This is a genomic window from Propionibacterium acidifaciens (assembly GCF_003798325.1).
GTDB lineage: Bacteria > Actinomycetota > Actinomycetes > Propionibacteriales > Propionibacteriaceae > Propionibacterium > Propionibacterium acidifaciens.
This window is the reverse complement of sequence record NZ_CP033719.1, coordinates 2542642-2563703: the sequence shown is the minus strand read 5'-3', so window position 1 is coordinate 2563703 and position 21062 is coordinate 2542642. Positions and strand designations below refer to the sequence as shown.

Below are 21062 nucleotides of genomic sequence, written 5' to 3'. Positions count from 1 at the left end.
CGATGAATCCATGAGTCAGCTGGCACCGGGTTCGGAAACCATCGTCAGGCAGCGCGCCCAGCCCACGTACGAGGAGGGCGACGAGGAGCGCTTCAGCCACTACGTCCCCAAGGCGAAGCTCACCGAGGCGCTCGTCATGGGCACGCCCGTCGTGGCCCTGTGCGGGAAGGTCTGGGTGCCCACGCGCAACCCCGACCGCTTCCCCGTCTGCCCGACCTGCAAGGAGATCTGGGAGCAGATGAGGCCGGGCGAGGACAAGGGCCCCGACCGCTGAGCCCGGGCCGGAGGGTCAGAACCTGCGCCGCGTCGGTCGGTAGCCGGAGCGCCTGATGTCGGGCTCCAGGTAGATGTACTCGCAGCGCGGCTCGGCGCCGCGCACGGTGCGCTCGGCGGCGTCGATGACGGCGGCGACGTACTCGGCGCTCTCACTGCGGGTCACGGCGATCTTCGCGGCGAGGAGGATCTGGTCGGGGCCGGTGTGCACCGTCTTCATGTGGATGACGCCCTCGACGCCGGGCGTGCTCGTGAGGGCCCCGATGATGCGGGACTCGGTCTCGGGGCCGGCGGACTCGCCGAGCAGCAGCGACTGCATCTCGTGGCCGAGAAGGACCGCGACGGCGACGAGGAGCACGCCGATGAGACCCGAGCCGATGCAGTCGAAGAGGCCGTTGCCGGTGACGAGGGTGAGGACGATGCCGACGAGGGCCAGCACCAGGCCGGCCAGGGCGGCGGTGTCCTCGAGGAGGACGGCCGGCAGCTCGGGCGACTTGGTGGCGCGGACGAAGCCGAGGAGGCCCCGGCCCCTGCGCTGGGCCCGGGTCTCGTGGAGTGCGGTGCGCAGGCTGAGCGACTCGGCGACGGCGCTCACGAGCAGCACCGCGACGGGCACCCACCACCAGCGGGAGCCCATGAGCTCGTCCCCGTGGCCGGCGAGCACCTCGGAGGCCTTGTGGACCGCCTCGTAGAGGGCGAAGAGGCCGCCGGCGCTGAACAGGATGATCGAGACGAGGAAGGCGTTGATGTAGCGCTGGCGCCCGTACCCGAAGGGGTGCGCTGCGGTGGCCCCGCGGGCGCCCCGCCGGCCGCCGGCGAGCAGCAGGACCTGGTTGCCGGTGTCGGCCAGCGAGTGGATGGCCTCGGACAGCATCGAACTGGCCCCGGTGAGGAGCCAGGCGATGAACTTCGTCGCGGCGATCGCCAGGTTCGCGGCGAGCGCCGCGATGGTGGCCTTCGTGCCGCCTTCTTCACTCATGGATGTCAGGGCCTTCGCTCGTGGGGATCGGAGATGGGCGCGGGGCCGCCGCGCACCGGCCGTCCATTGTCCCCCCTCGCCGGAGCGGCGCCCGCCGGGCCGGCGCGGGCACGGCGTCGGGCGAGGGCGCGACTCAGGGCCGGCGGCCGGACAGGCCCAGCTCCAGGTAGGCGGCGCCGTACAGGCCCTTCTGGCGGAGCGTGACGTAGCGGTCGAGCGCTCCCCCGTCGTCGGCGAGGACGGCGCACACCCGCACATCGTGCAGCTCCGCCGCCGCGACGAGACGATCCCGCTGCTCGTCGCCGGCCGGGCTGCGCTCGCCGTCGTCGAGGATCACGAGGACCGGGCGCAGCCGGGCGGGCCCGTCGTCGGGATCGGCGAAGGGGTCGTGGGCGGGCGCGCCCTCGATGACCGGCAGCAGCTCGGCGCTCACCGCGGCGAGCGCGGGACGGCCGCTGGCCCGGCGCAGCGCCTCGGCGACGCGCCGGGCCGCTCGGGCGGCGAGCACCGAGTCCCCCCAGGCGAGCGGCATGGCGTCGGCCAGCGCCAGGGCCAGGTCCTTGGCCGGGTTGTCGGACAGGTCGTGGAAGGGGCTGGACTCCTCGGCGACCATGTCGGCCCTCTCGGCGACGTCGCCCGGGCGCACCGGCGGACACAGCCCGAGCTCGTGCAGGATGCTCACCGCCGCGACGGCACTGCCGAGGGCGTCCTCGCTGCGGGTGCGGATGCGCACCGTCGAGGACGAGTCGGCCGCCCGGGCGACCTGCGAGTCGGCGGGTGCGGCGACGATGACGGCCGCGCCGCGGCGCACGGCCTCGGCGCTGCTGGAGACCTCGTCCGGGCCGGCGCCGACGGAGCCGGCGAGCACGACGACGAGGTCGAGCGGACCGGTCCAGGCGGGCAGCCCGGCGAACGGCCAGGCCACGACGGGCACCGGGCAGCAGGGCTCGAGCAGGGCGCGCACGAGGCGCGACTCCGGGCCGACGATGACGACGCCGCGGGGGCGGTAGCCGGGGCCGAGGTCGGGTCGGACGAGCTCGGCCGCGTCCATGCGGATGCGGGCGCCGGTGCCGGCGAGGGCGCGCAGCGGCGCGTCGACGCGGGTGAGGGCCTCCTGGTCGTCGAGCAGGGAGTCGTCGAAGTCGCTCATCCGCTCACCTGGACGGGGTCGGACGGGCCTCGTCGATGAGCAGCACGGGGATGCCGTCGACGATCGGATAGGCCAGGCCGCAGTCGGTGTCGGTGCACAGGAGCTCGTTGCTGTCGTAGTCGACGGCGAGCTTGGCGTGGCAGCTCGGGCACGCCGCGATCTGCAGGAAATCGGGGGACAGGATCACATCGGCCTCAGCGGGCATCTGCTGGCTCCTTCGTTGCGTTCAGGGTCCATGATGCCCCATCGCGGACGCCCCTCGGCGCGACCGGGCTCCCCCGGCGCGCCTCAGGCGAGGGGCTCGAGCAGGTCGAGCAGCTCGTCGCCGGGACGGCGCCCGGCGGCGAGCACGGGGATGAGGGCGCCCAGGTAGTCGAGCGTCTCGTGGTGGTCGGCGACCTGGTGGCAGGGCACGCCGATGGTGCGCACCGGATGGTCGTTGCCGCCCGGCATGAGGCGGTCGCCGACGAAGAGGATCCCGGTGAGCGGGATGCCGGTCTGGGCGGACAGCTGGTTGATGCCGTAGGCCTTGTCGATGCCGCGGCGGGTGATGTCGATGGAGGTCGAGCCGCCGGCCCGCACCTCGAGGCCGGGCAGGTCGCCGGCGATCGCCGCGCGCAGGGCCTCGCGCTTGGCGCCGTCGGGGTCCCAGGACCTCTTGGCGTCGACGGGGGCCTCCTGGCCGAGCGCCGAGTAGGTGATCTGGCTGCCGCGATCCTCGATCCGCTCGCCGTCGACGGTCCCGTCGGGCTCCCACAGGCCGAGTTCGGCGGCGCGGTGCTCGATCGAGTCGATGGCGGCCCGCCGCTGGTCGGGTTCGAGGTCGTGGGCGTACAGCTCGCACCAGGCGCCGTCGACGAAGCGCATGTAACGGGTGCCGCAGGTGGGCATGAGGTGGAGCCCGCCCAGGTCGGCGTCGGCGGGCAGGCGGTCGAGCACCTGGGACCTGAACTGGCCGAACTGTCCGCCCGAGATGATGCACACGGGACGCACCGCCAGCAGCGCGCGCAGCGCGGCGCCCATCCCTGCCGGCAGGGGCGACTTGCTGGGGGCGAGGGTGTCGTCCAGGTCGAAGGCGATGAGGGCGGGGAAGCCCTCGCTGAGCTCGTGAACCATGGCAGCCACCCTAGACCAGCGGAGGGGGACGGCCCGGCTCCTCCCGCGGGGACGGGGGATCATCGGGGACGAGCCGGGGGCCACCAGGCGGGGAGGGCCGGCCGGACCCGGGGCTCAGCGCCGCCGGTCCGCGATGACGCGCAGGTGCCCGCGGTGGGCCAGCTCGACGACGCCGCTCTCGTCGGGCGCCGCCGGGGCCGGCTCCTCGGCCAGCCCGACCTCGCGGACGGCGTTGGCCAGGGCGAGCAGGTCGTCCTCGTCGGGGGTCGGCGGCCGGCCGTCCGGGGCCTCGACGTGGATGACGTCCCAGCCCCTCGGCACGCTCATCGACTCCGCGTGGCGCGCGCACAGGTCGTAACTTCCCGGCTCGGCGGAGACGGCGAGCGGGCCGAGGACGGCCGTGGAATCGGCATAGGCGAACGTGAGGGTGGCGACTGCACGCTCGTTGCAGCCATTGCGCGAGCACCGACGATCCATCACCCGCACAACGGTAGTCCGCCCCCGGACCCGGGCGGTCACCGGCACGCGCCGCGGAACCGCCGCCGTCTCAGCCGGTGAAGCGGTACAGCCGCCAGGTCAGCCCGCGGCCGTCGCTCCACTGCCGCACCATCTCGGCCCGGCCGGCGCCGTCCTCCCACATGCCCGGGTAGCGCTCGGCGACGGCGTCGGCCGGGGCCGTGTCGGGGGAGGCGAGGAGGGCGTAGGACACCCCGTTCAGAAGAGGATCCGCCAGGAGGGCGTCGAAGTCGCCGTCGACGGTGATGACGTAGACCCGCGGGTCCTCGGCGCTCAGGACGACGGGGAACGAGTAGGCGACGTCGGTGATGACGGCGCCGCGGCCCAGGCCCATCGCCGCGATGTCGGCGGCGACGCGCCGCTCCATCGGGTACTGGCCTGCGGCCGCGACGTCGACGGCCCGGGACTCCTCGCGGGCCAGCCTCGGGTTCCGCTCGGCCCTCCAGGCCAGCGGCAGGGAGGCGACCATCGCCAGAGTCAGGGCGGCGGCTCCCGCCCGGCGCGCACGACCGGGCCGGGCCCCGCCGGTCAGGACGCCGGCCAGGTAGCCGGCGGCGGCGACGCCGAGCGGGACGGCGGCGATCTGGAAGCGCAGCCAGCCGAAGGACATCCCGCACGAGAAGACGAGGTTCTGGAAGGCGAGCACCGAGCCGAGCACGCACACCGGCGACAGGAGGGCCCGCTCACCGCGCCGCAGCGCCACGACGAGGCCGACCAGCGCCAGCGGCACGGCGAGCGGGGCCGTGTTCACGAGCTGCTCGGCCATGTAGCGCAGGTGGGCGAACGACCCGGCGCCGCTCACCACGTCGATCGTCCCCCGCCCGGCCCCGACCTGGGCCGAGTTGCCGTACTGGGGCGCGAAGGTCGCCAGCCACGAGCCGACGACCGCCTCGCTCGCCAGCGCCCACAGCCCGAAGGCCGCGACGACGGGCCCGGCCGCCAGGACCGTGTCGACGAGCGCCATGGCGGGGGCGCCCTTCCCGCCCCTCGACCGGCGCCAGCTCACGACGAGCACGAGGACGCCGACCGCGAGTCCGGCCGCGAGCGCCTCGTAGCGCACGAGGTAGGCCACCCCGGCGCCGACGCCCACATGGACGAGCTGCCACGGATCGGCCCCGGTCAGCCAGTCCACGAGGTGGACCGCGACGTACAGGCACAGCACCAGGAGCATCGGCTCGCTCGCCCCCGCCGCCGAGCCGAGCAGGACGAGCGGGTGGAGGGCGAAGACGGCGGTGAGCACGAGGCGCATCGCCGGGCCGGCGCCCAGCCGGCCCAGCAGCCGGTGCATGAGCGCCACCGAGCAGGCCCCGCACAGCGCCGAGACGAGGCACCCGGCCAGCGCCCTGGACGCCAGCGCGGGCCACAGCGGCGTGGCGAGGAGCAGCGGAATGGCGGCGAGCGAGGGCAGCGGGTTCCACACGAAGCCGATGGCGGCCAGGTGCGGATCCCGGCTGAACAGGACGTAGTAGCCGTTCGCGACCCGGCTCATCGCGTCGGGGAAGACGAGGTCGTGGGCGCTGAGCCACAGGGCCACCGCGAGGTAGCAGACGAACGCGGCCGCCCCCGCCCGGCCCCCGGCGCGGCACCAGCGGCGGCGCCGGGGGCCGGCGGCCGCCCCCGGGACGGAGGCGGGACCGGCAGGGACGAGGGTCGTGCCGCTCACGAGACGCCCCCCGTCATCGAGAACCGGTCCGCGCCGCCGGGCCGGGGGCGCACGCGCCCCAGGGGCGCCGGGCCCGGAGGCCGGCGCCGTGCGACGGGTGCGGGCAGGACGGGTGCGGGCAGGATGTGCACCGGGAACGGGGGTGGGATGTTCGGCACGCTGCTCCTCTCCGACGCCTCAGGGGTGGGCGGCAGTTCGATGGACGGGGGTCTCCTTCCGCGACCGGGAACACCACGTGGCGGCGGTGTTCGCAGAAAGGCGCCGCCCACTATGCCCCACCTGTGCGCCCCCTGGGAGCCGGGCGCGCGCCCCTTCGAGGAAGACGGGGCCTTCCCCTCACCCGCCCCCCAGGACCGACCCCGCAGGGCGGCCGTCCGGGCCGGGGCCCGGACGGCACTAGGCTGGCCCCATGCGCACAAGGGATCGTCACGGGCGGGGCATCCGCGGGCCGATGGCCCTGCCCAACGACCTGACCGACCGCCCGCTGCGCACGCCGACCCGCCCGCGCGCCCGCGCATACTTCATGGCCTGCGTGGGCGAGTCGATCGCCCGCATCGGGCAGCACTGCCCCGACGTCGTCGACGCCATCGACATCGGCGTCGACGAGGTGCCCGACCAGCGCACCCTGTGGAACGACCTCGGCGAGCACGGCACCGTCCCGCTGGCGGCCGCCATCGAGTCGTCCGCGACCCAGCACGCCCGCATCGTCGTCTACCGCCGCCCCCTGGAGCGGCGCGCCGTCGACCGCGAGGACCTGCGCCTGCTCGTGCACGAGACCCTCGTCGAGCAGATCGTCGCCCTCACGGGGCGCGGCATCGACGAGATCGACCCCGAGGACGACCGCTGAGCCGGGCGACCCGCGCCGCGCCCGGACGTGGAGCGAGCGCGCGCCCGCCGGGGGTCGGCGGACGCGCTCACACGACCGGACAAGGCGTCACACGGCGCGACGCCGCAGCTTGCGGCGCTCGCGCTCGGACAGACCGCCCCAGATGCCGAAGCGCTCGTCATGGGTGAGCGCGTACTCGAGGCACTCGCCACGCACCGGGCAGGCCTGGCAGACCTTCTTCGCCTCCCGCGTGGAACCGCCCTTCTCGGGGAAGAAGGCCTCCGGATCGGTCTGCGCGCAGAGGGCGCGCGCCCGCCACGCGGGCCCGCTGTCCTCGCCAAGATCCACCAGCAGCAGCTCGTGCATCTGCACAATCCTCTCCATCAGATCAGCGCGCCATCGGCGCACCGCTGAACCCCACCGCGGGGGCGACCGGACGCCACATCCGTACGGACGGAACGGCGAACGACGTCGGCGGAATTACATGGTTGAAAGCTACCATGTCCGGTGCTCGGCCGCATGTTCACGAAGATTCAAGCATCTTCCGGAGGGGACGAATCGCCTCGGGGTAACCCCGGGAGGACCATGAGGACAGGGCAACGACAAGGGATCATGCATCGGCGGGGCCCTCCTGTTCCGCAAGCGGGCCCCACCGGCCCGAACCGGCCCCGCGGCCGGGGCCCGGCCGCCGTCCGGCGGCCGGCTGACCCGCGGTCAACCACGGCACGGACGACTCCGCGCCGTCGGCGCCGGTCCGTGGCCCTCCCGGCCCCGAGGCCCCCGCGACGGCCGGCCCCGGCTCGGGGGCCGGCCCGGGGCCGGTGACACCCGCGGCGTCCCCGGCCCTGGCCCAAGTGCGCCCGACGGCCTGCCCGGGGGCCCACACGGCATCGCGGACGGGGGGCCCGGGGGCCTCCGCCGCCGCGCCGCGGACCGTCGGGGAGGGGACGAGCCGCCACAGCACGACGGTCGCCGCGACCTTCGCGGCGACCTCGAGCAGCCCTCCGATCGTCTCGAGGACGCGCGAGAAGACCGGGGCGTCGGAGCCGAGGACGCCCACGACGAGGATGAGGACGTCGTAGCAGGCGACGACCGAGACGACGACGGCGGCGGTCCGGGTCAGCGCCCTGGCCCTCCCGATCGCGCCTGTGCCGAGGACGCAGGCGAGGACCATCGCCACGTCGACGAGCACCCAGATGAGCGGCACCGAGGCGCCGGTCTGCCGCGCCGAGGCGGACACGCCCATGGACTCGTGCGCGAGGTTCCAGCCCAGGCGCATCCAGCCGAGGACGATGTAGACGACCGTCACGGCCAGGACGAGCCAGGCGATCGGCTCGCGCATCCTGAGCAGGATCCCGAGCCTCCTGGCGTGCGGCCGGGGCGGATCAGGCGAGTTCGGCACCGTACCGCTCCTTGACCTCGCCGACGAGGGCCTTGACCCGCTGGGAATCGGACAGCGGGCAGACGAGCGTCGCCGTCGCGGTGCGCACGACGGCCATGTCGTGCAGCCCGGTGACGGCGAGCACGGAGCGTTCGGGGTCCGCGTTGACGAGCAGGCACCCGGTGGTGCCGGAGGCGACGACGGCGCCCTGACGGACGTTGCCGTCGTCGTCCTTGTCGAGCTCGGCGTGCAGGTCCGCGAAGCTGCCGACGTCGGCCCAGCGGGCGGCGAGTGCGACGCCGATGACGTGGGCGTCGGTCCGGCCCCGGCTGACCGGCTCCATGACGGCGAAGTCGACGGAGGTCTTGAGCAGACCCGGGTAGATCTCGGCCAGGCGCTCGGGATGGGCGGCGAGCTCGGTGATCCGCTCATGGCTCTCGGGCAGCAGGACGCGCACCTGGCCGAGCAGCGTCGCGGCGCGCCAGACGAACATGCCGGCGTTCCACCAGTACTCGCCGCTGTCGACGTAGCGGGCGGCGAGCCCGGCGTCCGGCTTCTCCTTGAACTCGACGATCCGCGCCACGTCGGTGAGGCCCTCGACCGCCCGGCCGCGGTGCAGGTAGCCGTAGCCGGTGTGCGGCCCGGTGGGCACGATGCCGAAGGTGACGAGCGCGCGGTCATCGGCCTCGGCCACCTCGAAGGCCGTCGTCAGCCGGTCGGCGAAGGTCTCGACCGGTTCGATGATCTGGTCGGCGGTGACGACCGCGACGACGGCCTCCGGATCGCGGCGCACGAGGACGGCGGCGGGCCAGATGACGGCGTTGAGGGAGTCGCGACCGACGGGCTCGCCCAGCAGGTTCTCCGGGCGCAGGGCGGGCAGCTGGGAGGCCACCTCGTCGGCGTAGGCGGCACCGGCGCACACGAGGATGTTCCCGGGGGCGACGACGGCGCGAACCCGGTCGAAGGCCAGCTGCAGCAGGCTGCGCCCGTCGATCATCCTGAGGAGCTGCTTGGGCTCGCCCCGGCGGCTCAGGGGCCACAGGCGAGTGCCGGAACCACCGGCCATGATCACTGCGTATCTCACGCGCACACCATAGGACCGCGGACGTCCGAGGGGCGGCAACCACGCGGCGCCGCGCCGGGGGCGGGCGGCAACGTGGAGGACACCCCTGAGTAAACCCTGAGACGAATCCCGGAGGGCCCTCGGGGTGGTGGGCCCGGCTCGCCGGCCCCGCGCCTCGGCACGCCGTGACGGGCGCGCGCTGCCGGGCCCGGGACGCCCGTGCCAGTACCTTGGGTGCCATGGCTGACAGCAGGGACGAACCGAGCCGACAGGAGGACCTGGACTGGCTCTACCGCCGGGCGACGGGCGACGGGGCGGCCGGCGCCCCGCGGGCCGCCCCGGCCACCAACATCGCCAACGACGCCGACATCCGACGCCGCGAGCGGGCCTTCCTGGAGCAGCGGCGCCGCCGTCAGGCCGCTCAGCAGGACCGTCGGGGCGGCCCGGAGCGGGACCTCCGGGCCGGTGCGCAGCCGGCGGCCCCCGCCCCCCGCGCCCCGGGCGCCGACTGGGCCCACCGCGAGCCGGTCGCCCCCGTGGCGCCCGCCCCGGGCCGGCGCCGGCACGGCCCCGACGGGAGGATCCGGCGGAGCCCGGTCCGGCGGACGCTCCGCGCCGTCCTCGTCCCCGTCCTCGCCTGGCTGCTGTTCACCCTCGTCACGCCCATCCACGCCTGGAGCACGATGACGACCATCGGCTGGGAGCCGAGCTACGCCGGGCGCGTCGGCAACCAGCCGGGCACCGCCATCCTGCTCGTGGGCTCCGACTCGCGCGACGGCCTCAGCGAGGAGGAGCGGAACGAGCTCGGCACGGGCGAGGCCGAGGGCCAGCGCACCGACTCGATCATGCTCCTCTACACCCCGCCCTCCGGCGAGTCGGTGCTCATCTCGATCCCGCGCGACTCCTACGTGACCGTCCCCGGCTACGGGAGGACGAAGATCAACGCCGCCTACAGCTACGGCGGCGCCGAGCTGCTCACCGAGACGGTCGAGCAGGCCACCGGCCTGCGCATCGACGGCTTCATGGAGGTCGGCTTCGCCGGCTTCGCCGACATCGTCGACGCCGTGGGCGGCGTGGACGTCTGTCTGGACGAGCCGATGGCCGACGAGAAGGCCAACATCGACCTGCCCGCCGGCTGCCAGACGCTCAACGGGTCCGACGCGCTCGGCTACGTGCGTCACCGCTACGGCGACGCCGAGGGCGACCTGGGGCGGGCCCGCCGCCAGCGCGAGGTGATCGCCCAGATCGCCACCAGGCTCAAGAGGCCGTCCACCGTGCTCAACCCCGTGCGGTGGTGGACCGTCACCCACGCCCTGGCGGGCGCCGTGAGCCGCGGCGACGGCATGGGCGTCCTCACGATGGCCCAGATGACCAGGGGCGTCCTGTCGGTCTCCGGCGGATCCGGCGCGAGCCTCCAGGTACCGCTGGAGACCACCAACGGCTGGTCGGACGACGGCACCGAGTCCGTCATCATCTGGGACTCCGAACGCGCCTCGGCGATGTTCGAGGATCTCTCGCGGGGGGACACGAGCAACATCGCCCAGTACGCGGGCTGAGGCGGCGCCGGGCCGGCCGCCGAGGCTCAGCCCGCCCGCCGGCCGCGCACCCTCTCGCCCTTGTCGAGGGCGGTCCGGCGCAGCTCGTCCTGGAAGCGCACCATCGCGGTGGTGAGCGCGGGGTCGCCGCTGGCGAGGATGCGCGCGGCGAGCAGCCCGGCGTTGCGGGCGTTGCCGATGGCGACGGTGGCCACCGGCACGCCGGCAGGCATCTGGACGATCGACAGCAGCGAGTCCATGCCCTCGAGGTGCTTGAGCGCGACGGGCACGCCGATGACCGGCAGCGGCGTGAGAGCGGCGAGCATGCCGGGCAGATGGGCCGCTCCCCCGGCGCCGGCGATGACGGCGCGCAGGCCTCGCCCATGGGCGCCCCTCCCGTAGGCGACCATGTCCTCGGGCATGCGGTGCGCCGAGACGACGTCGGCCTCGTAGGCGATGCCGAACTCCTCCAGGGCCTCGGCGGCCGGTTCCATCGTGGGCCAGTCCGAGTCGGAGCCCATCACGATGCCCACGAGGGGCGTGGCGTCAGTCATTGTCCTCTCCCATCAGATAGGCGGCCGCGGCGCGGGCGCGGGCCCGCACCCGGTCGCAGTCGTCCCCGTAGACCGTCACATGGCCGCGCTTGCGGCCCGGACGCAGGCTCTTGCCGTAGAACTGCACCCGCAGGCCGGGGTCGGCGGCGGCCACGTGGGCGAAGTCGCCCACGCTGTCGGCGCTGCGCCCTCCCAGGACGTTGCGCATCGTGCACCACGGCGCGCGGGCGTCGGTCGCCCCGAGCGGCAGCCCGGCGACGGCGCGCAGATGGTTCTCGAACTGGCTCGTCACCGCGCCGTCGAGCGTCCAGTGCCCGGTGTTGTGCGGGCGCATGGCCAGCTCGTTGACGACGACGCCCCCGTCGCGGCGCTCCATGAGCTCGACGGCGAGCAGGCCGACGACGCCGAGCGCGTCCGCGATGCGCAGGCCGAGGGCCCGGATCCCGGACTGCCTGGCGGCGGACAGCCCCGGCGCCGGGGTCGTCGTCTCGACGCAGACGCCGCCGTCCTGCACCGTCTCGCTCACCGGATACGACAGCGCCCGTCCGTCGGGGCCGCGCACGACGACGACCGACAGCTCCCGGGCGAAGTCGACGAATTCCTCGCCGATGATGACGACCCGCTCGCCGGCGCTCACCGACAGGGACTCCTCAAAAGGGGCGTCGGCGTCCGCGGGGCCGTCGAGCCGCCACACGCCGTGCCCGTCGTAGCCGCCCCGGGAGGCCTTGGCGATGACGGGCCATCCGAGCTCCGAGCCGAGGGCGCGCAGCTCGTCGGCGTCCCGGCAGGCGCGCCAGCGCGGGCAGGGCAGGCCGAGCCCGTCGCCGAGGCACTCGCGCATGAGCAGCTTGTCCTGGGCGTGGACGAGGGCGGCCGGGCCGGGCCGGACGAGGACCCCGGCCGCCTCGAGCCCGGCGAGGAGCCCGGTGGGCACGTGCTCGTGGTCGAAGGTGATGACGTCGCAGCCGGCGGCGAACTCCCGGACGACGGCCGGGTCGGTGAAGTCGCCGACGGTCACCTCGCGCACGACCCGGGCGGCACTCACGTCGGGGCCCTCGGCGAGCAGCCTCACCTCGAGATCGAGACCGATCGCCGCCTCGTACATCATGCGGGCCAGCTGCCCACCCCCGATGATCCCGATCGTGTGCGCCGCATTCACGGCTCCAACCCTAACGACGGGCATGAGAGGATGGGCCCATGAGCACTCACATCGTGGCCATGGGCGGCGGCGGCTTCTCCATGTCGAGCAACGGCGCCCCGACGAGCCTGGACCGGTACGTCGTCGACCTCGCGGGCGCACGCGCCCCGCTCGTCTGCTTCGCCCCGACGGCCTCGGCCGACAACGCCACCTACATCAACCGCTTCCTCATGGCCTACTCGGGCCTGGGAGTGCGGACGATGGTGCTCACCCTGTGGCAGGGCGCCGCCGAGTCGGTGCGCCGCCTGCCGGAGGCCGACGTCGTGCTCGTCGGCGGCGGCAACACCGCCAACCTCATGGCCCTGTGGGAGGTCCACGGCGTCTCCACCGCCCTGCGCCGCATGGCGGGCGATCCCGACCGCACGACCGTCCTCGGCGGCATCTCGGCCGGCGCCGCCTGCTGGTTCGAGGGCTGCCTCACCGACGCCTTCGGCGATCTCCGCGGCTGGCGCGGCGGCCTGGGCCTGCTGCCCGGCAGCTTCTGCCCGCACCTGGACGGCGAGGACCGCGGCGCCGTCTACACGCAGGCGGTCGCCTCGGGGATGATCCCCGGCGGCTACGGCGTCGACGACGGCGCGGCCCTGCACTTCGTCGACGGCGAGCTGTCGAGGGTGCTCGCCGAGCGCGAGGGGGCGCACGCCCTCCACGTCATGCCGAGCGACGAGCCGGCCGCCTCGGGCGTCCTCACCGAGATCCTCAGCGCCGAGCTCATCTGAGCCGCCCTCCCCCGCCGGGCGTCCTCAGCCGGCGGGGCGTCCCCCGCGGTCGTCGACCTCGTACCTGTCGATGAGGAGGAGCACGGCGCCCCTCAGCTCCTCGCGGGCCTCGTCGAGCCCGACCGCGCGGCGCTCCACGGCGTTCATCATGGCCACGAGGAGCCCCTGCGTCATGATCGAGGCGATGCGGGCCCTGTCGGGGTTGATCCTCCCCCAGAGCCGGTCGAGCCCCGCGTAGAGGGCGGCGTGGGCACGGCCGACCGTGCGAGCCGCGTTCGGCTTGAGGCGCCCCTCGCCGATGCGCATGAGCCAGCCGTGCCCGGCGATGGTGGCCTGCTCGAGGTTGGCGATGGCCCAGGCGACGAGCTGCTCGTGCGGGTCCTCGCTGGCGTCCATGGCCTCCTGGACGGCGTCGAACCAGCCGGGCATGTAGCGCTCGACGACGAGGCCGCGCAGATCGTCGATGGACTCGACGTAGCGGTAGATGGAGTTGCGGGCGACGCCCGCCCGCGAGCTCACCGCGCCGGCGGTGAGGGCCCCGGGGCCCTCCTCGCGCAGGATCTGCTCGGCCGCGTCGATGAGGGACGTCATGACCTGCTCGTGGTGCTCGCGCACCGTCGGCGCGTTGATCCTCGGCACGCGGCCCTCCTCGCCCGTCTCGCCCGGGGGCGCCCCCGGTGGCCCCCGGCGCCCGTCCGCCGCGGGGTTGCGACACCGATGCTATCCGCCGCCCGTCCGCCGCGCCGCGCACCGCCGCGGAGCCGGCACCGGTGGGCGCCCCGCGGACCTCACACCCGCTGGCCCCCGTCGCCGACCGCGTAGACCAGCTCGCCGAGCATGCGCTGCACGCCGGCCAGGTCCGGCACGCAGTGCAGCTGGAGGGGCGCCGGGCCTTGCGTGTCGACGACGATCGTGCCCGAGCCGAAGACCCGGTCGAGGACGCTCCGGCGGTAGGAGATCTCGGCCACCCGGTTCAGCGCGACGTTCACCCCGGCGCGGTGCAGGAGGCCGGCGCGCACCATGATGCGCCGGCTCGTGACCGTGTAGCTCGTGGACGCCCAGCGCAGCACGGGCACGAGGACGAGGACGACGGCGGTGACGGCGAAGAGGCCGACGAGCACCCACGTGCCGACCGGCCGCGCCCCGGACGGCAGGGCCGCGAGCAGCACGCCGAGGACGCCCGCCAGGACGAACAGGGCCAGCACGGGTGCGGCGAGCACCCGTCCGTGGGGATGGCAGTGGACCACCACGTACTCGTCGTCGGCGAGGTCGCCGTGCCGTCTGCGCATGACCACCATTGTTGCGCGCACCGTCGCGCGCCCCTCGTCGCGCGCCCGCCGACGGGACGGACAGGCCCCGTGCACCCGCCACGCGGCTCCCCGCCCGCGGTCGGCTCAGCGCAGGTGGATGACGTCGCCGGCGCTGTGGACCCGGCGGTGCCCGTCGGCGTCCTCGACGACGAGGGCGCCGGTGTCGTCGACGCCGACGGCCGTGCCCGCGACGACGGCCGAGTCCGCCGAGTCGACGTCCTCGTGGATGAGGACGGAGCGGCCGATGGTGTCGCAGGCGGCCATGAAACCCTCCCGCACCTGGCCGGTGGTCTGCCACTGCTCGAACCAGCGTTGGAGACTCGTGAGGATCGCGGCGGTCAGTTCGTCCTTGCCGTGCGGCAGCCCCGCCAGGAGCAGCGAGCCGGCACCGGGCACGGGCAGCTCGGTCTCGTCCATCGAGATGTTGACGCCCCAGCCGAGCACGGCCAGCCCGTCGACGCGCTCGCACAGGATGCCGCAGATCTTCCGCCCGTCCAGGAGCACGTCGTTGGGCCACTTGAGGGCGACGCGGTCGGGCCCGGCTCCGGTGGCGCGCTCGACGCCCTCGCGCACGGCAAGGCCGACGAGGATGCTCAGCCAGCCCCAGCGGGCCGGTTCGGGTCGCGGCGCGACGAGCGCCGAGGTGGCGGTCGCGGTGCCGGGGACGTCCTCCCAGCGGCGGTCGAAGCGGCCGCGACCGGTGCTCTGGTGCTCGGCGATGAGGACGAGTCCGGGGCGCGCGCCGGCGCGGGCGCGGGCGGCGAGGTCCTCGTTGGTCGAGCCGGTCCGCTCGTACCACTCGATGGGCCCCCAGCGGCTGTCCGGCCCGAGCAGTTCGACCAGGTGCGGCACGTTGAGTGGAGCGGTGGAGGGCACGGCCAGCAGTCTATGCGGAACCGGGCTGGCGCGCAGGCGGCGGGGCCGGCCCCGCCCGCTAAGGTGGGCCCATGGCAATGGATCCGCACACCACGGCCGGCAAGCTCGCCGACCTCGGCGAGCGCATCGACGCGGCCGTCCACGCGGCCTCCCCGCGCAGCGTCGAGAGGCAGCACGCCCGCGGCAAGATGACGGCCCGCGAGCGCATCCTCGCCCTGCTCGACGAGGGCACCTTCACCGAGATGGACGAGTTCGCCCGGCACCGCTCCCACGCCTTCGGCATGGAGAGGCACCGCCCCTACTCGGACGGTGTCATCATCGGTCTGGGCAACATCCACGAGCGCCCGGTGTGCGTCTTCAGCCAGGACGTCGGCGTCTACGGCGGCTCCCTCGGTCAGGTCTACGGCGAGAAGATCTGCAAGATCATCGACTTCGCCGTGAAGACGGGCGTGCCGCTCATCGGCATCAACGAGGGCGGCGGCGCGCGCATCCAGGAGGGCGTCGTCTCGCTCGGCATGTACGGCGAGATCTTCCGCCGCAACACGATGGCCTCCGGCGTCATCCCCCAGATCAGCCTCATCATGGGCGCCGCGGCGGGCGGCCACGTCTACTCGCCGGCCCTCACCGACTTCGTCGTCATGGTCGACCAGACGAGTCAGATGTTCATCACGGGCCCCGAGGTCATCCGCACCGTCACCGGCGAGGACGTCACGATGGAGGAGCTCGGCGGCGGCCGCACCCACAACGCCATCGCCGGCAACGCCCACTACCTCGCCACCGATGACGCGGACGGCATCGAGTACGTGCGCGACCTCATCACCTATCTGCCCCAGAACAACCTCGAGGACCCGCCGGTCTACGACTACCCCGACGACATCGACGTGCCGATCACCGACCTCGACCACAGCCTCGACGTGCTCGTCCCCGACGCGCCGTCGCAGGCCTACGACATGCGCGAGGTCATCCGCGCCGTCATCGACGACGAGGAGTTCCTCGAGGTCATGGCGCTCTACGCCCCCAACGTCATCTGCGGCTTCGGGCGCGTCGAGGGGCGCTCGATCGGCGTCGTCGCGAACCAGCCGATGACCCTGGCCGGGTGCCTCGACATCAACGCCTCCGAGAAGGCCGCCCGCTTCGTGCGCACCTGCGACTCCTTCAACATCCCGGTGCTCACCTTCGTCGACGTGCCCGGCTTCCTGCCCGGCGTCGAGCAGGAGCACAACGGCATCATCCACCGCGGCGCGAAGCTCATCTACGCCTACGCCGAGGCCTCGGTGCCGAAGATGACCGTCATCACCCGCAAGGCCTACGGCGGCGCCTACATCGTCATGGGCTCCAAGCACCTGGGCGCCGACGTCAACCTGGCCTGGCCGACCGCCCAGATCGCCGTCATGGGCTCGGAGGGCGCGGTGAACATCCTCTACCGCAAGCAGCTCGCCGAGTCGGACGACCCCGACGCCGAGCGCGAGCGCCTCAGGCAGGAGTACGACGACGAGTTGTCCAATCCGTACATCGCGGCCGAGCGCGGCTACGTCGACCAGGTGATCTACCCGCACGAGACCCGCTCCCAGGTGATCCGCTTCCTGCGCCTGCTGCGCTCCAAGCGCGAGGCCCTGCCGCCCAAGAAGCACGGGAACATTCCGCTGTGAGCAACGTTCCGCACACCCCGCCGCACAGCCTCGTCGAATCGGCCGAGGGCGTCCGCATCGCCCGCGGCGAGCCGACCGACGAGGAACTCGGCGCGCTCACCGTCGTCCTCGCGGCCATGCTCGCCGAGGCCTCGGTCCACGAGAACCAGGACCGCAACGAGATCCCCGGCTGGAAGTCGTACTGGCGCGTGATCCGCCAGCCGCTGGTGCCCGGCCGGGAGTTCTGGCGCAGCTCGCTGCGCTGACCGGGCCACGGCATCTGAGGAGGGGAACATGCAGCTCATCCTGGCGTCCTCGTCGCGCGCGCGGCTGGAGACCCTGCGCGCGGCGGGCCTCCAGCCGGTCCCGATCCGCCCCAGGACCGACGAGACCGCCCGCATCGACGAGTCGGTCTCCGAGCTGACCTGCCGGCTGGCCCGCGAGAAGGGCGAGGACGTGCTGCGGATCCTGCGCGAGCAGGACCTGCTCGGCGGCGCGACCGTCCTGCTGGCCTGCGACACGATGCTCGAGTTCGAGGGCCACACCTACGGCAAGCCCGGGACGAGGGCCTCGGTCGTCTCGCGCTGGATGCGCATGCGCGGGCGCCAGGGCGTCGTCCACACCGGCCACTACGTCGCCGTCCTCCGCGACGGGACGATGAGGCAGGCCACCCGCGAGGCGGTCACCGTGCTGTCCTTCGCCGACCTGACCGAGCAGGAGATCGCCGACTACGCGGCCACCGGCGAGCCGGAGGGGGTCGCCGGCGGTTTCACCATCGACTCCTTCGGCGGCCCGTTCATCACCCGTATCGAGGGCGACCCGCACAACATCGTGGGCATCTCGCTGCCGCTCGTGCGCCAGATCCTCCTCGACCTGGGGGTGGCCTGGTTCGACCTGTGGCCGATCCCGCCGGGCACCCGGGCCCGCGGCTGACCGTCGGCCGGGCCCGGGGCGGCGCTCAGCCGGGGCCCCCGCTCGAGGGGCCCGACCCGAGGCGGCGCAGCGTGAGGCCGGCCTGCTCGTCGGACATCGTGAAGGCGCCCTCCCAGCCGCTGGCGGAGAAGACGATCGAGTCCCCGCTGGAGCCCTCGATCGTCCAGCCCATGGACGGCAGGGCGGTCATGAGGTACTCGTGCAGCCGCCGCCCCTGCGCGCCGTCCATGGTGAGGGTCACGACATTGGTCTGGTCGACCCTGCCGGACAGCACGAGGCCGGACGGGACGCGGAAGCCCTCGGGCCCGTTGCGGAAGCCCAACTCGCTCAGCGGGACCGTCCCCGGGTCGGCGTCAGGGCCGGTCGGCGGGCGGGGGGTCGCGGACGCCGCAACCGAGGAGGCGGTGGACGAGGGCACGGCGTCCGTCGGGGACGAGCAGCCCGCCGCCCCGGCCGCCAGCGCGACCGCCAGGGCCGCCGCCGGCGCGGCCAGGACCGAGGGCGGCCCGGCCGCGCCGACGCGCACCCGGCTGGCGCGCCGGGTGCGCGGGCCGGAGATGCTCACCGCACCAGGGTAGCCGCCGACGGCGGACGGGCCCCGACCCGGGGCCCGCGATGGGGCACAGTGGTGTGCATGCCCGAAGGTCATGTGATCCACCGTCTCGCCAACCGCACCAATGAACTGTTCGCCGCCGAGGCGGTGGCCGTCAGCTCCCCGCAGGGGCGCTTCGCCGAATCGGCGGCGCTCCTCGACGGCACGACCCTCGACCGCGCCGAGACCTGGGGCAAGCACCTGTTCGTCGCCTTCGACGCCGACGTGCCGGCGAACATCCTCCAGATCCATCTGGGCCTCATCGGGAGACTGACGTTCGCGCCGCTGGCCGAACCGGTCGGGCAGGTGCGCGTGCGCATCGCCGATGACCGGTGGGCCGCCGACCTGCACGGCCCCCAGACGTGCCGTCTCGTCACCGCGACCGAGCGGGACGCGGCGACCGCCCGGCTCGGCGAGGACCCGCTGCGCGCCGACGCCGACCCGCAGCGGGTCTGGACGCGGGTGCACCGCTCGTCCAGGCCGATCGCCGCGCTGCTCATGGACCAGGCCGTCTTCGCCGGCGTCGGCAACATCTACCGGGCCGAGGTGCTCTTCCGCCAGGGCATCGACCCCGCCTGCCCGGGCTCGGAGCTGGAGCGCTCCCGCTTCGACGCGATCTGGGCCGACCTGGTCCATCTCATGGCGCTCGGCGTCCGCGACGGACGCATCGACACCGTCCGCCCCGAGCACACCCCCGAGGCGATGGGCAGGCCGCCGCGGGTGGACGCCCACGGCGGCGAGGTCTACGTGTACAGGCGTGCCGACCGGCCCTGCCTGGTCTGCGGCCGTCCGGTGCACGAGACCGACCTGGGCGGCCGCCATCTCTTCTGGTGCCCCGCCTGCCAGCGCGGGCGCTGAGGCCGGCGCGGGCACTGGGCGAACCGGAAGGGCGCCGGGGGCGGGCTTGCCCTAGACTCGCCGTGTAGTCGGGCGGGCCCGGCACCGCTCAGGCCGGCTGTTCAGGAGGAAACGTGGCTCACGACCACAGCACACGCACCATCTCGAAAGTCCTCATCGCCAACCGTGGTGAGATCGCGGTCCGCATCATCCGCGCGGCGAAGGACTCCGGGATCGGTTCGGTCGCCGTCTACGCCGACTCCGACTCGCAGTCCCTGTTCGTCGAGCTGGCCGACGAGGCCTTCGCGCTGAACGGCTCGACCCCCGCCGAGACCTATCTGGACATCGACAAGATCATGGCGATCGCCGAGCGCAGCGGCGCCGACGCCGTCCACCCCGGCTACGGCTTCCTGTCCGAGAACCCCGACTTCGCCCGGACCGTCGTCGCCGCCGGGCTGCTGTGGATCGGCCCGCCGCCGGAGGCCATCGAGATGCTCGGCGACAAGGTCACGGCCCGTCACATCGCCCAGCACGTCGGCGCCCCGCAGGTGCCCGGCACGTCCGATCCGGTGGGCGGGGCCGACGAGATCGTCGGGTTCGCCCGCGAGCACGGCCTGCCCGTGGCGATCAAGGCCGCGTACGGCGGCGGCGGCCGCGGCCTCAAGGTCGCCCGCACTCTCGAGGAGATCCCGGCGATGTACGACTCGGCCACCCGCGAGGCGATCACCGCCTTCGGCCGCGGCGAGTGCTTCGTGGAGCGCTACCTCGACAGGCCCCGGCACGTCGAGACCCAGTGCCTGGCCGACCGCTACGGCACCGTCGTGGTGGCCTCCACCCGCGACTGCTCGCTGCAGCGCCGTCACCAGAAGCTCCTCGAGGAGGCCCCGGCGCCGTTCCTCACCGACGACCAGCTCGAGCGGCTCCACTCCAGCTCGAAGGCGATCCTCAGGGAGGCGGGCTACGTCGGCGCCGGCACCTGCGAGTTCCTCGTGGGCCGGGACGGCACGATCAGCTTCCTCGAGGTCAACACGCGCCTCCAGGTCGAGCACCCCGTCACCGAGGAGGTGAGCGGGCTCGACCTCGTGCGCGAGCAGTTCCGCATCGCCTGCGGCGGCGCACTCGACTACCCCGACCCGGCGCCGTCCGGCCACGCGTTCGAGTTCCGCATCAACGCCGAGGACCCGGGCCGCGGCTTCATGCCCGCCCCGGGCACGCTGACGCGCTTCCGCCCCCCGTGCGGCCCCGGCGTGCGCATGGACGAGGGCTACCGCAAGGGCATGAGCGTGCCCGGCGCCTTCGACTCGCTCGTCGCCAAGCTCATCGTCTCCGGCCCCACCCGCGAGATCGCCCTCCAGCGCTCACGCCGCGCCTTGGCGGAGTTCCGGATCGAGGGCATGCCGACGGTCGTGCCCTTCCACGAGAGGGTCGTCGTCGACCCGGCGTTCACCGCCGAGGACGGCTCCTTCGGCGTCTTCACCGACTGGATCGAGACCGAGTTCGACAACGACATCCCGCCGTACGCCGGCGAACTCGGCGTCGCCGAGGAGACCCCGGAGCGCCGCCACGTCGTCGTCGAGGTCAACGGCCGCCGCCTCGAGGTCGTCCTGCCGTCCGGCCTCCAGGCGGCCACCGGCCACGCCGCCGGCAAGCGCCGCAAGCCCACCAAGCGCGGCCGCGGCGGCGGCAAGCTCGCGAGCACCGGCACCGAGCTCACGAGCCCGATGCAGGGCACCATCATCAAGACCTCGGTCATCGAGGGCCAGCACGTGGAGGAGGGCGAGACGGTGCTCGTGCTCGAGGCCATGAAGATGGAGCAGCCCATCGCGGCCCACCGCGCCGGAACGGTCCACGAGCTCGTGGCCCCCGGCACCGCCGTGGCCTCCGGCGACGTGCTGTGCCAGATCGCCGACGAGTGA

General features: G+C 73.9%; 24 protein-coding genes. 9 read left to right on the top strand and 15 right to left on the bottom strand.

Annotated features, from left to right (window positions below; genetic code table 11):
• Window positions 1-10: 10 nt before the first annotated feature.
• Entirely contained in the window at window positions 11-274 is a 264-nt protein-coding gene (locus EGX94_RS10980) for a DUF3039 domain-containing protein (protein ID WP_043122580.1), read from the top strand.
• A 15-nt stretch (window positions 275-289) separates the two neighbouring features.
• Here EGX94_RS10980 and EGX94_RS10975 read toward each other — a convergent pair whose 3' ends face one another.
• The 6 genes from EGX94_RS10975 to EGX94_RS10950 all read right to left on the bottom strand — a co-directional run bounded on the left by EGX94_RS10975 (window position 290) and on the right by EGX94_RS10950 (window position 5697).
• Window positions 290-1252 carry a cation diffusion facilitator family transporter gene (locus EGX94_RS10975; protein ID WP_021798270.1) on the bottom strand — a complete coding sequence of 321 codons (963 nt, stop codon included), beginning with the start codon at window positions 1250-1252 and terminating at the stop codon, window positions 290-292.
• A 133-nt stretch (window positions 1253-1385) separates the two neighbouring features.
• Window positions 1386-2402 (bottom strand): SIS domain-containing protein, encoded by a 1017-nt coding sequence (locus tag EGX94_RS10970; protein ID WP_028706777.1) that lies wholly within the window; start codon window positions 2400-2402, stop codon window positions 1386-1388.
• 4 nt (window positions 2403-2406) lie between these two features.
• Entirely contained in the window at window positions 2407-2607 is a 201-nt protein-coding gene (locus tag EGX94_RS10965) for a Trm112 family protein (protein ID WP_021797503.1), read from the bottom strand.
• Between the two features lie 83 nt (window positions 2608-2690).
• Window positions 2691-3518: an HAD-IIB family hydrolase gene (locus EGX94_RS10960; RefSeq protein WP_021797505.1), complete on the bottom strand. Its 828-nt coding sequence runs from the start codon at window positions 3516-3518 to the stop codon at window positions 2691-2693.
• 114 nt (window positions 3519-3632) lie between these two features.
• Complete coding sequence (locus EGX94_RS10955; RefSeq protein WP_021797507.1) at window positions 3633-3995, bottom strand: DUF3499 domain-containing protein; 363 nt, start codon at window positions 3993-3995, stop codon at window positions 3633-3635.
• Window positions 3996-4065: 70 nt separating this feature from the next.
• On the bottom strand, window positions 4066-5697 hold the full coding sequence (locus EGX94_RS10950) for an ABC transporter (protein WP_123826307.1): 1632 nt from the start codon (window positions 5695-5697) through the stop codon (window positions 4066-4068).
• Between the two features lie 409 nt (window positions 5698-6106).
• Here EGX94_RS10950 and EGX94_RS10945 point away from each other — a divergent pair, with 409 nt between their 5' ends.
• Complete coding sequence (locus tag EGX94_RS10945) at window positions 6107-6544, top strand: metallopeptidase family protein (protein WP_021798649.1); 438 nt, start codon at window positions 6107-6109, stop codon at window positions 6542-6544.
• Between the two features lie 87 nt (window positions 6545-6631).
• On the opposite strand, the gene EGX94_RS10940 is transcribed toward EGX94_RS10945, so the two are convergent.
• The 3 genes from EGX94_RS10940 to EGX94_RS10930 form a co-directional block, all read right to left on the bottom strand.
• Window positions 6632-6889, bottom strand: a complete 258-nt coding sequence (locus tag EGX94_RS10940; RefSeq protein ID WP_028706979.1) for a WhiB family transcriptional regulator — start codon at window positions 6887-6889, stop codon at window positions 6632-6634.
• A 244-nt stretch (window positions 6890-7133) separates the two neighbouring features.
• Window positions 7134-7925 (bottom strand): hypothetical protein, encoded by a 792-nt coding sequence (locus EGX94_RS10935; RefSeq protein ID WP_123826305.1) that lies wholly within the window; start codon window positions 7923-7925, stop codon window positions 7134-7136.
• Window positions 7909-8988, bottom strand: coding sequence for a mannose-1-phosphate guanylyltransferase (locus EGX94_RS10930; protein WP_028706977.1), 1080 nt, complete (start codon window positions 8986-8988; stop codon window positions 7909-7911). Before EGX94_RS10930 ends, EGX94_RS10935 begins: the two co-directional genes overlap by 17 nt.
• A gap of 218 nt (window positions 8989-9206) precedes the next feature.
• On the opposite strand from EGX94_RS10930, the gene EGX94_RS10925 reads away from it, so the two are divergent.
• Window positions 9207-10523, top strand: a complete 1317-nt coding sequence (locus tag EGX94_RS10925) for an LCP family protein (protein ID WP_123826303.1) — start codon at window positions 9207-9209, stop codon at window positions 10521-10523.
• A 26-nt stretch (window positions 10524-10549) separates the two neighbouring features.
• Here the strand turns inward: EGX94_RS10925 and purE are convergent, their stop codons facing one another.
• Window positions 10550-11056 carry a 5-(carboxyamino)imidazole ribonucleotide mutase gene (purE, locus tag EGX94_RS10920; RefSeq protein WP_021798849.1) on the bottom strand — a complete coding sequence of 169 codons (507 nt, stop codon included), beginning with the start codon at window positions 11054-11056 and terminating at the stop codon, window positions 10550-10552.
• Entirely contained in the window at window positions 11049-12239 is a 1191-nt protein-coding gene (locus tag EGX94_RS10915) for a 5-(carboxyamino)imidazole ribonucleotide synthase (RefSeq protein WP_043123409.1), read from the bottom strand. The genes purE and EGX94_RS10915 overlap by 8 nt, the downstream gene beginning before the upstream one ends.
• 14 nt (window positions 12240-12253) lie before the next feature.
• Between EGX94_RS10915 and EGX94_RS10910 the strand changes: the two genes are divergently transcribed.
• A complete protein-coding gene (locus tag EGX94_RS10910) occupies window positions 12254-12970 on the top strand; it encodes a Type 1 glutamine amidotransferase-like domain-containing protein (protein WP_021798846.1) in 717 nt (238 codons plus the stop codon).
• A gap of 24 nt (window positions 12971-12994) precedes the next feature.
• On the opposite strand, the gene EGX94_RS10905 is transcribed toward EGX94_RS10910, so the two are convergent.
• From EGX94_RS10905 to EGX94_RS10895, 3 genes are all read right to left on the bottom strand, one after another.
• Window positions 12995-13609 carry a TetR/AcrR family transcriptional regulator gene (locus tag EGX94_RS10905; RefSeq protein ID WP_021798842.1) on the bottom strand — a complete coding sequence of 205 codons (615 nt, stop codon included), beginning with the start codon at window positions 13607-13609 and terminating at the stop codon, window positions 12995-12997.
• Between the two features lie 149 nt (window positions 13610-13758).
• Window positions 13759-14259, bottom strand: a complete 501-nt coding sequence (locus EGX94_RS10900; protein ID WP_043123413.1) for a PH domain-containing protein — start codon at window positions 14257-14259, stop codon at window positions 13759-13761.
• A 105-nt stretch (window positions 14260-14364) separates the two neighbouring features.
• Window positions 14365-15084 (bottom strand): biotin--[acetyl-CoA-carboxylase] ligase, encoded by a 720-nt coding sequence (locus EGX94_RS10895; protein WP_390896298.1) that lies wholly within the window; start codon window positions 15082-15084, stop codon window positions 14365-14367.
• Between the two features lie 143 nt (window positions 15085-15227).
• Here EGX94_RS10895 and EGX94_RS10890 point away from each other — a divergent pair, with 143 nt between their 5' ends.
• The 3 genes from EGX94_RS10890 to EGX94_RS10880 are packed head-to-tail and all read left to right on the top strand — an operon-like array spanning window position 15228 to window position 17717.
• Entirely contained in the window at window positions 15228-16805 is a 1578-nt protein-coding gene (locus EGX94_RS10890; protein WP_021798845.1) for an acyl-CoA carboxylase subunit beta, read from the top strand.
• Window positions 16802-17050 (top strand): acyl-CoA carboxylase subunit epsilon, encoded by a 249-nt coding sequence (locus EGX94_RS10885; protein WP_021798844.1) that lies wholly within the window; start codon window positions 16802-16804, stop codon window positions 17048-17050. The genes EGX94_RS10890 and EGX94_RS10885 overlap by 4 nt, the downstream gene beginning before the upstream one ends.
• A gap of 28 nt (window positions 17051-17078) precedes the next feature.
• Window positions 17079-17717 carry a Maf family protein gene (locus EGX94_RS10880; protein ID WP_021798839.1) on the top strand — a complete coding sequence of 213 codons (639 nt, stop codon included), beginning with the start codon at window positions 17079-17081 and terminating at the stop codon, window positions 17715-17717.
• Between the two features lie 25 nt (window positions 17718-17742).
• Here EGX94_RS10880 and EGX94_RS10875 read toward each other — a convergent pair whose 3' ends face one another.
• The gene (locus EGX94_RS10875; RefSeq protein WP_123826299.1) at window positions 17743-18282 is read right to left on the bottom strand and encodes a hypothetical protein; all 540 of its coding nucleotides are present in this window, start codon (window positions 18280-18282) and stop codon (window positions 17743-17745) included.
• Window positions 18283-18351: 69 nt separating this feature from the next.
• On the opposite strand from EGX94_RS10875, the gene EGX94_RS10870 reads away from it, so the two are divergent.
• Both EGX94_RS10870 and EGX94_RS10865 read left to right on the top strand, forming a co-directional pair.
• Window positions 18352-19167 (top strand): Fpg/Nei family DNA glycosylase, encoded by an 816-nt coding sequence (locus EGX94_RS10870; protein WP_043120551.1) that lies wholly within the window; start codon window positions 18352-18354, stop codon window positions 19165-19167.
• A 113-nt stretch (window positions 19168-19280) separates the two neighbouring features.
• Complete coding sequence (locus tag EGX94_RS10865; RefSeq protein WP_021796781.1) at window positions 19281-21062, top strand: acetyl/propionyl/methylcrotonyl-CoA carboxylase subunit alpha; 1782 nt, start codon at window positions 19281-19283, stop codon at window positions 21060-21062.

Excerpts from the sequence above, each read along its gene's own strand:
- EGX94_RS10980 (WP_043122580.1), top strand. The coding sequence starts at position 11 with ATGAGTCAGCTGGCACCGGGTTCGGAAACCATCGTCAGGCAGCGCGCC.
- EGX94_RS10975 (WP_021798270.1), bottom strand. The coding sequence starts at position 1,252 with ATGAGTGAAGAAGGCGGCACGAAGGCCACCATCGCGGCGCTCGCCGCG.
- EGX94_RS10970 (WP_028706777.1), bottom strand. The coding sequence starts at position 2,402 with ATGAGCGACTTCGACGACTCCCTGCTCGACGACCAGGAGGCCCTCACC.
- EGX94_RS10965 (WP_021797503.1), bottom strand. The coding sequence starts at position 2,607 with ATGCCCGCTGAGGCCGATGTGATCCTGTCCCCCGATTTCCTGCAGATC.
- EGX94_RS10960 (WP_021797505.1), bottom strand. The coding sequence starts at position 3,518 with ATGGTTCACGAGCTCAGCGAGGGCTTCCCCGCCCTCATCGCCTTCGAC.
- EGX94_RS10955 (WP_021797507.1), bottom strand. The coding sequence starts at position 3,995 with ATGGATCGTCGGTGCTCGCGCAATGGCTGCAACGAGCGTGCAGTCGCC.
- EGX94_RS10945 (WP_021798649.1), top strand. The coding sequence starts at position 6,107 with ATGCGCACAAGGGATCGTCACGGGCGGGGCATCCGCGGGCCGATGGCC.
- EGX94_RS10940 (WP_028706979.1), bottom strand. The coding sequence starts at position 6,889 with ATGCACGAGCTGCTGCTGGTGGATCTTGGCGAGGACAGCGGGCCCGCG.
- EGX94_RS10925 (WP_123826303.1), top strand. The coding sequence starts at position 9,207 with ATGGCTGACAGCAGGGACGAACCGAGCCGACAGGAGGACCTGGACTGG.
- purE (WP_021798849.1), bottom strand. The coding sequence starts at position 11,056 with ATGACTGACGCCACGCCCCTCGTGGGCATCGTGATGGGCTCCGACTCG.
- EGX94_RS10915 (WP_043123409.1), bottom strand. The coding sequence starts at position 12,239 with ATGCCCGTCGTTAGGGTTGGAGCCGTGAATGCGGCGCACACGATCGGG.
- EGX94_RS10910 (WP_021798846.1), top strand. The coding sequence starts at position 12,254 with ATGAGCACTCACATCGTGGCCATGGGCGGCGGCGGCTTCTCCATGTCG.
- EGX94_RS10900 (WP_043123413.1), bottom strand. The coding sequence starts at position 14,259 with ATGCGCAGACGGCACGGCGACCTCGCCGACGACGAGTACGTGGTGGTC.
- EGX94_RS10890 (WP_021798845.1), top strand. The coding sequence starts at position 15,228 with ATGGCAATGGATCCGCACACCACGGCCGGCAAGCTCGCCGACCTCGGC.
- EGX94_RS10880 (WP_021798839.1), top strand. The coding sequence starts at position 17,079 with ATGCAGCTCATCCTGGCGTCCTCGTCGCGCGCGCGGCTGGAGACCCTG.
- EGX94_RS10870 (WP_043120551.1), top strand. The coding sequence starts at position 18,352 with ATGCCCGAAGGTCATGTGATCCACCGTCTCGCCAACCGCACCAATGAA.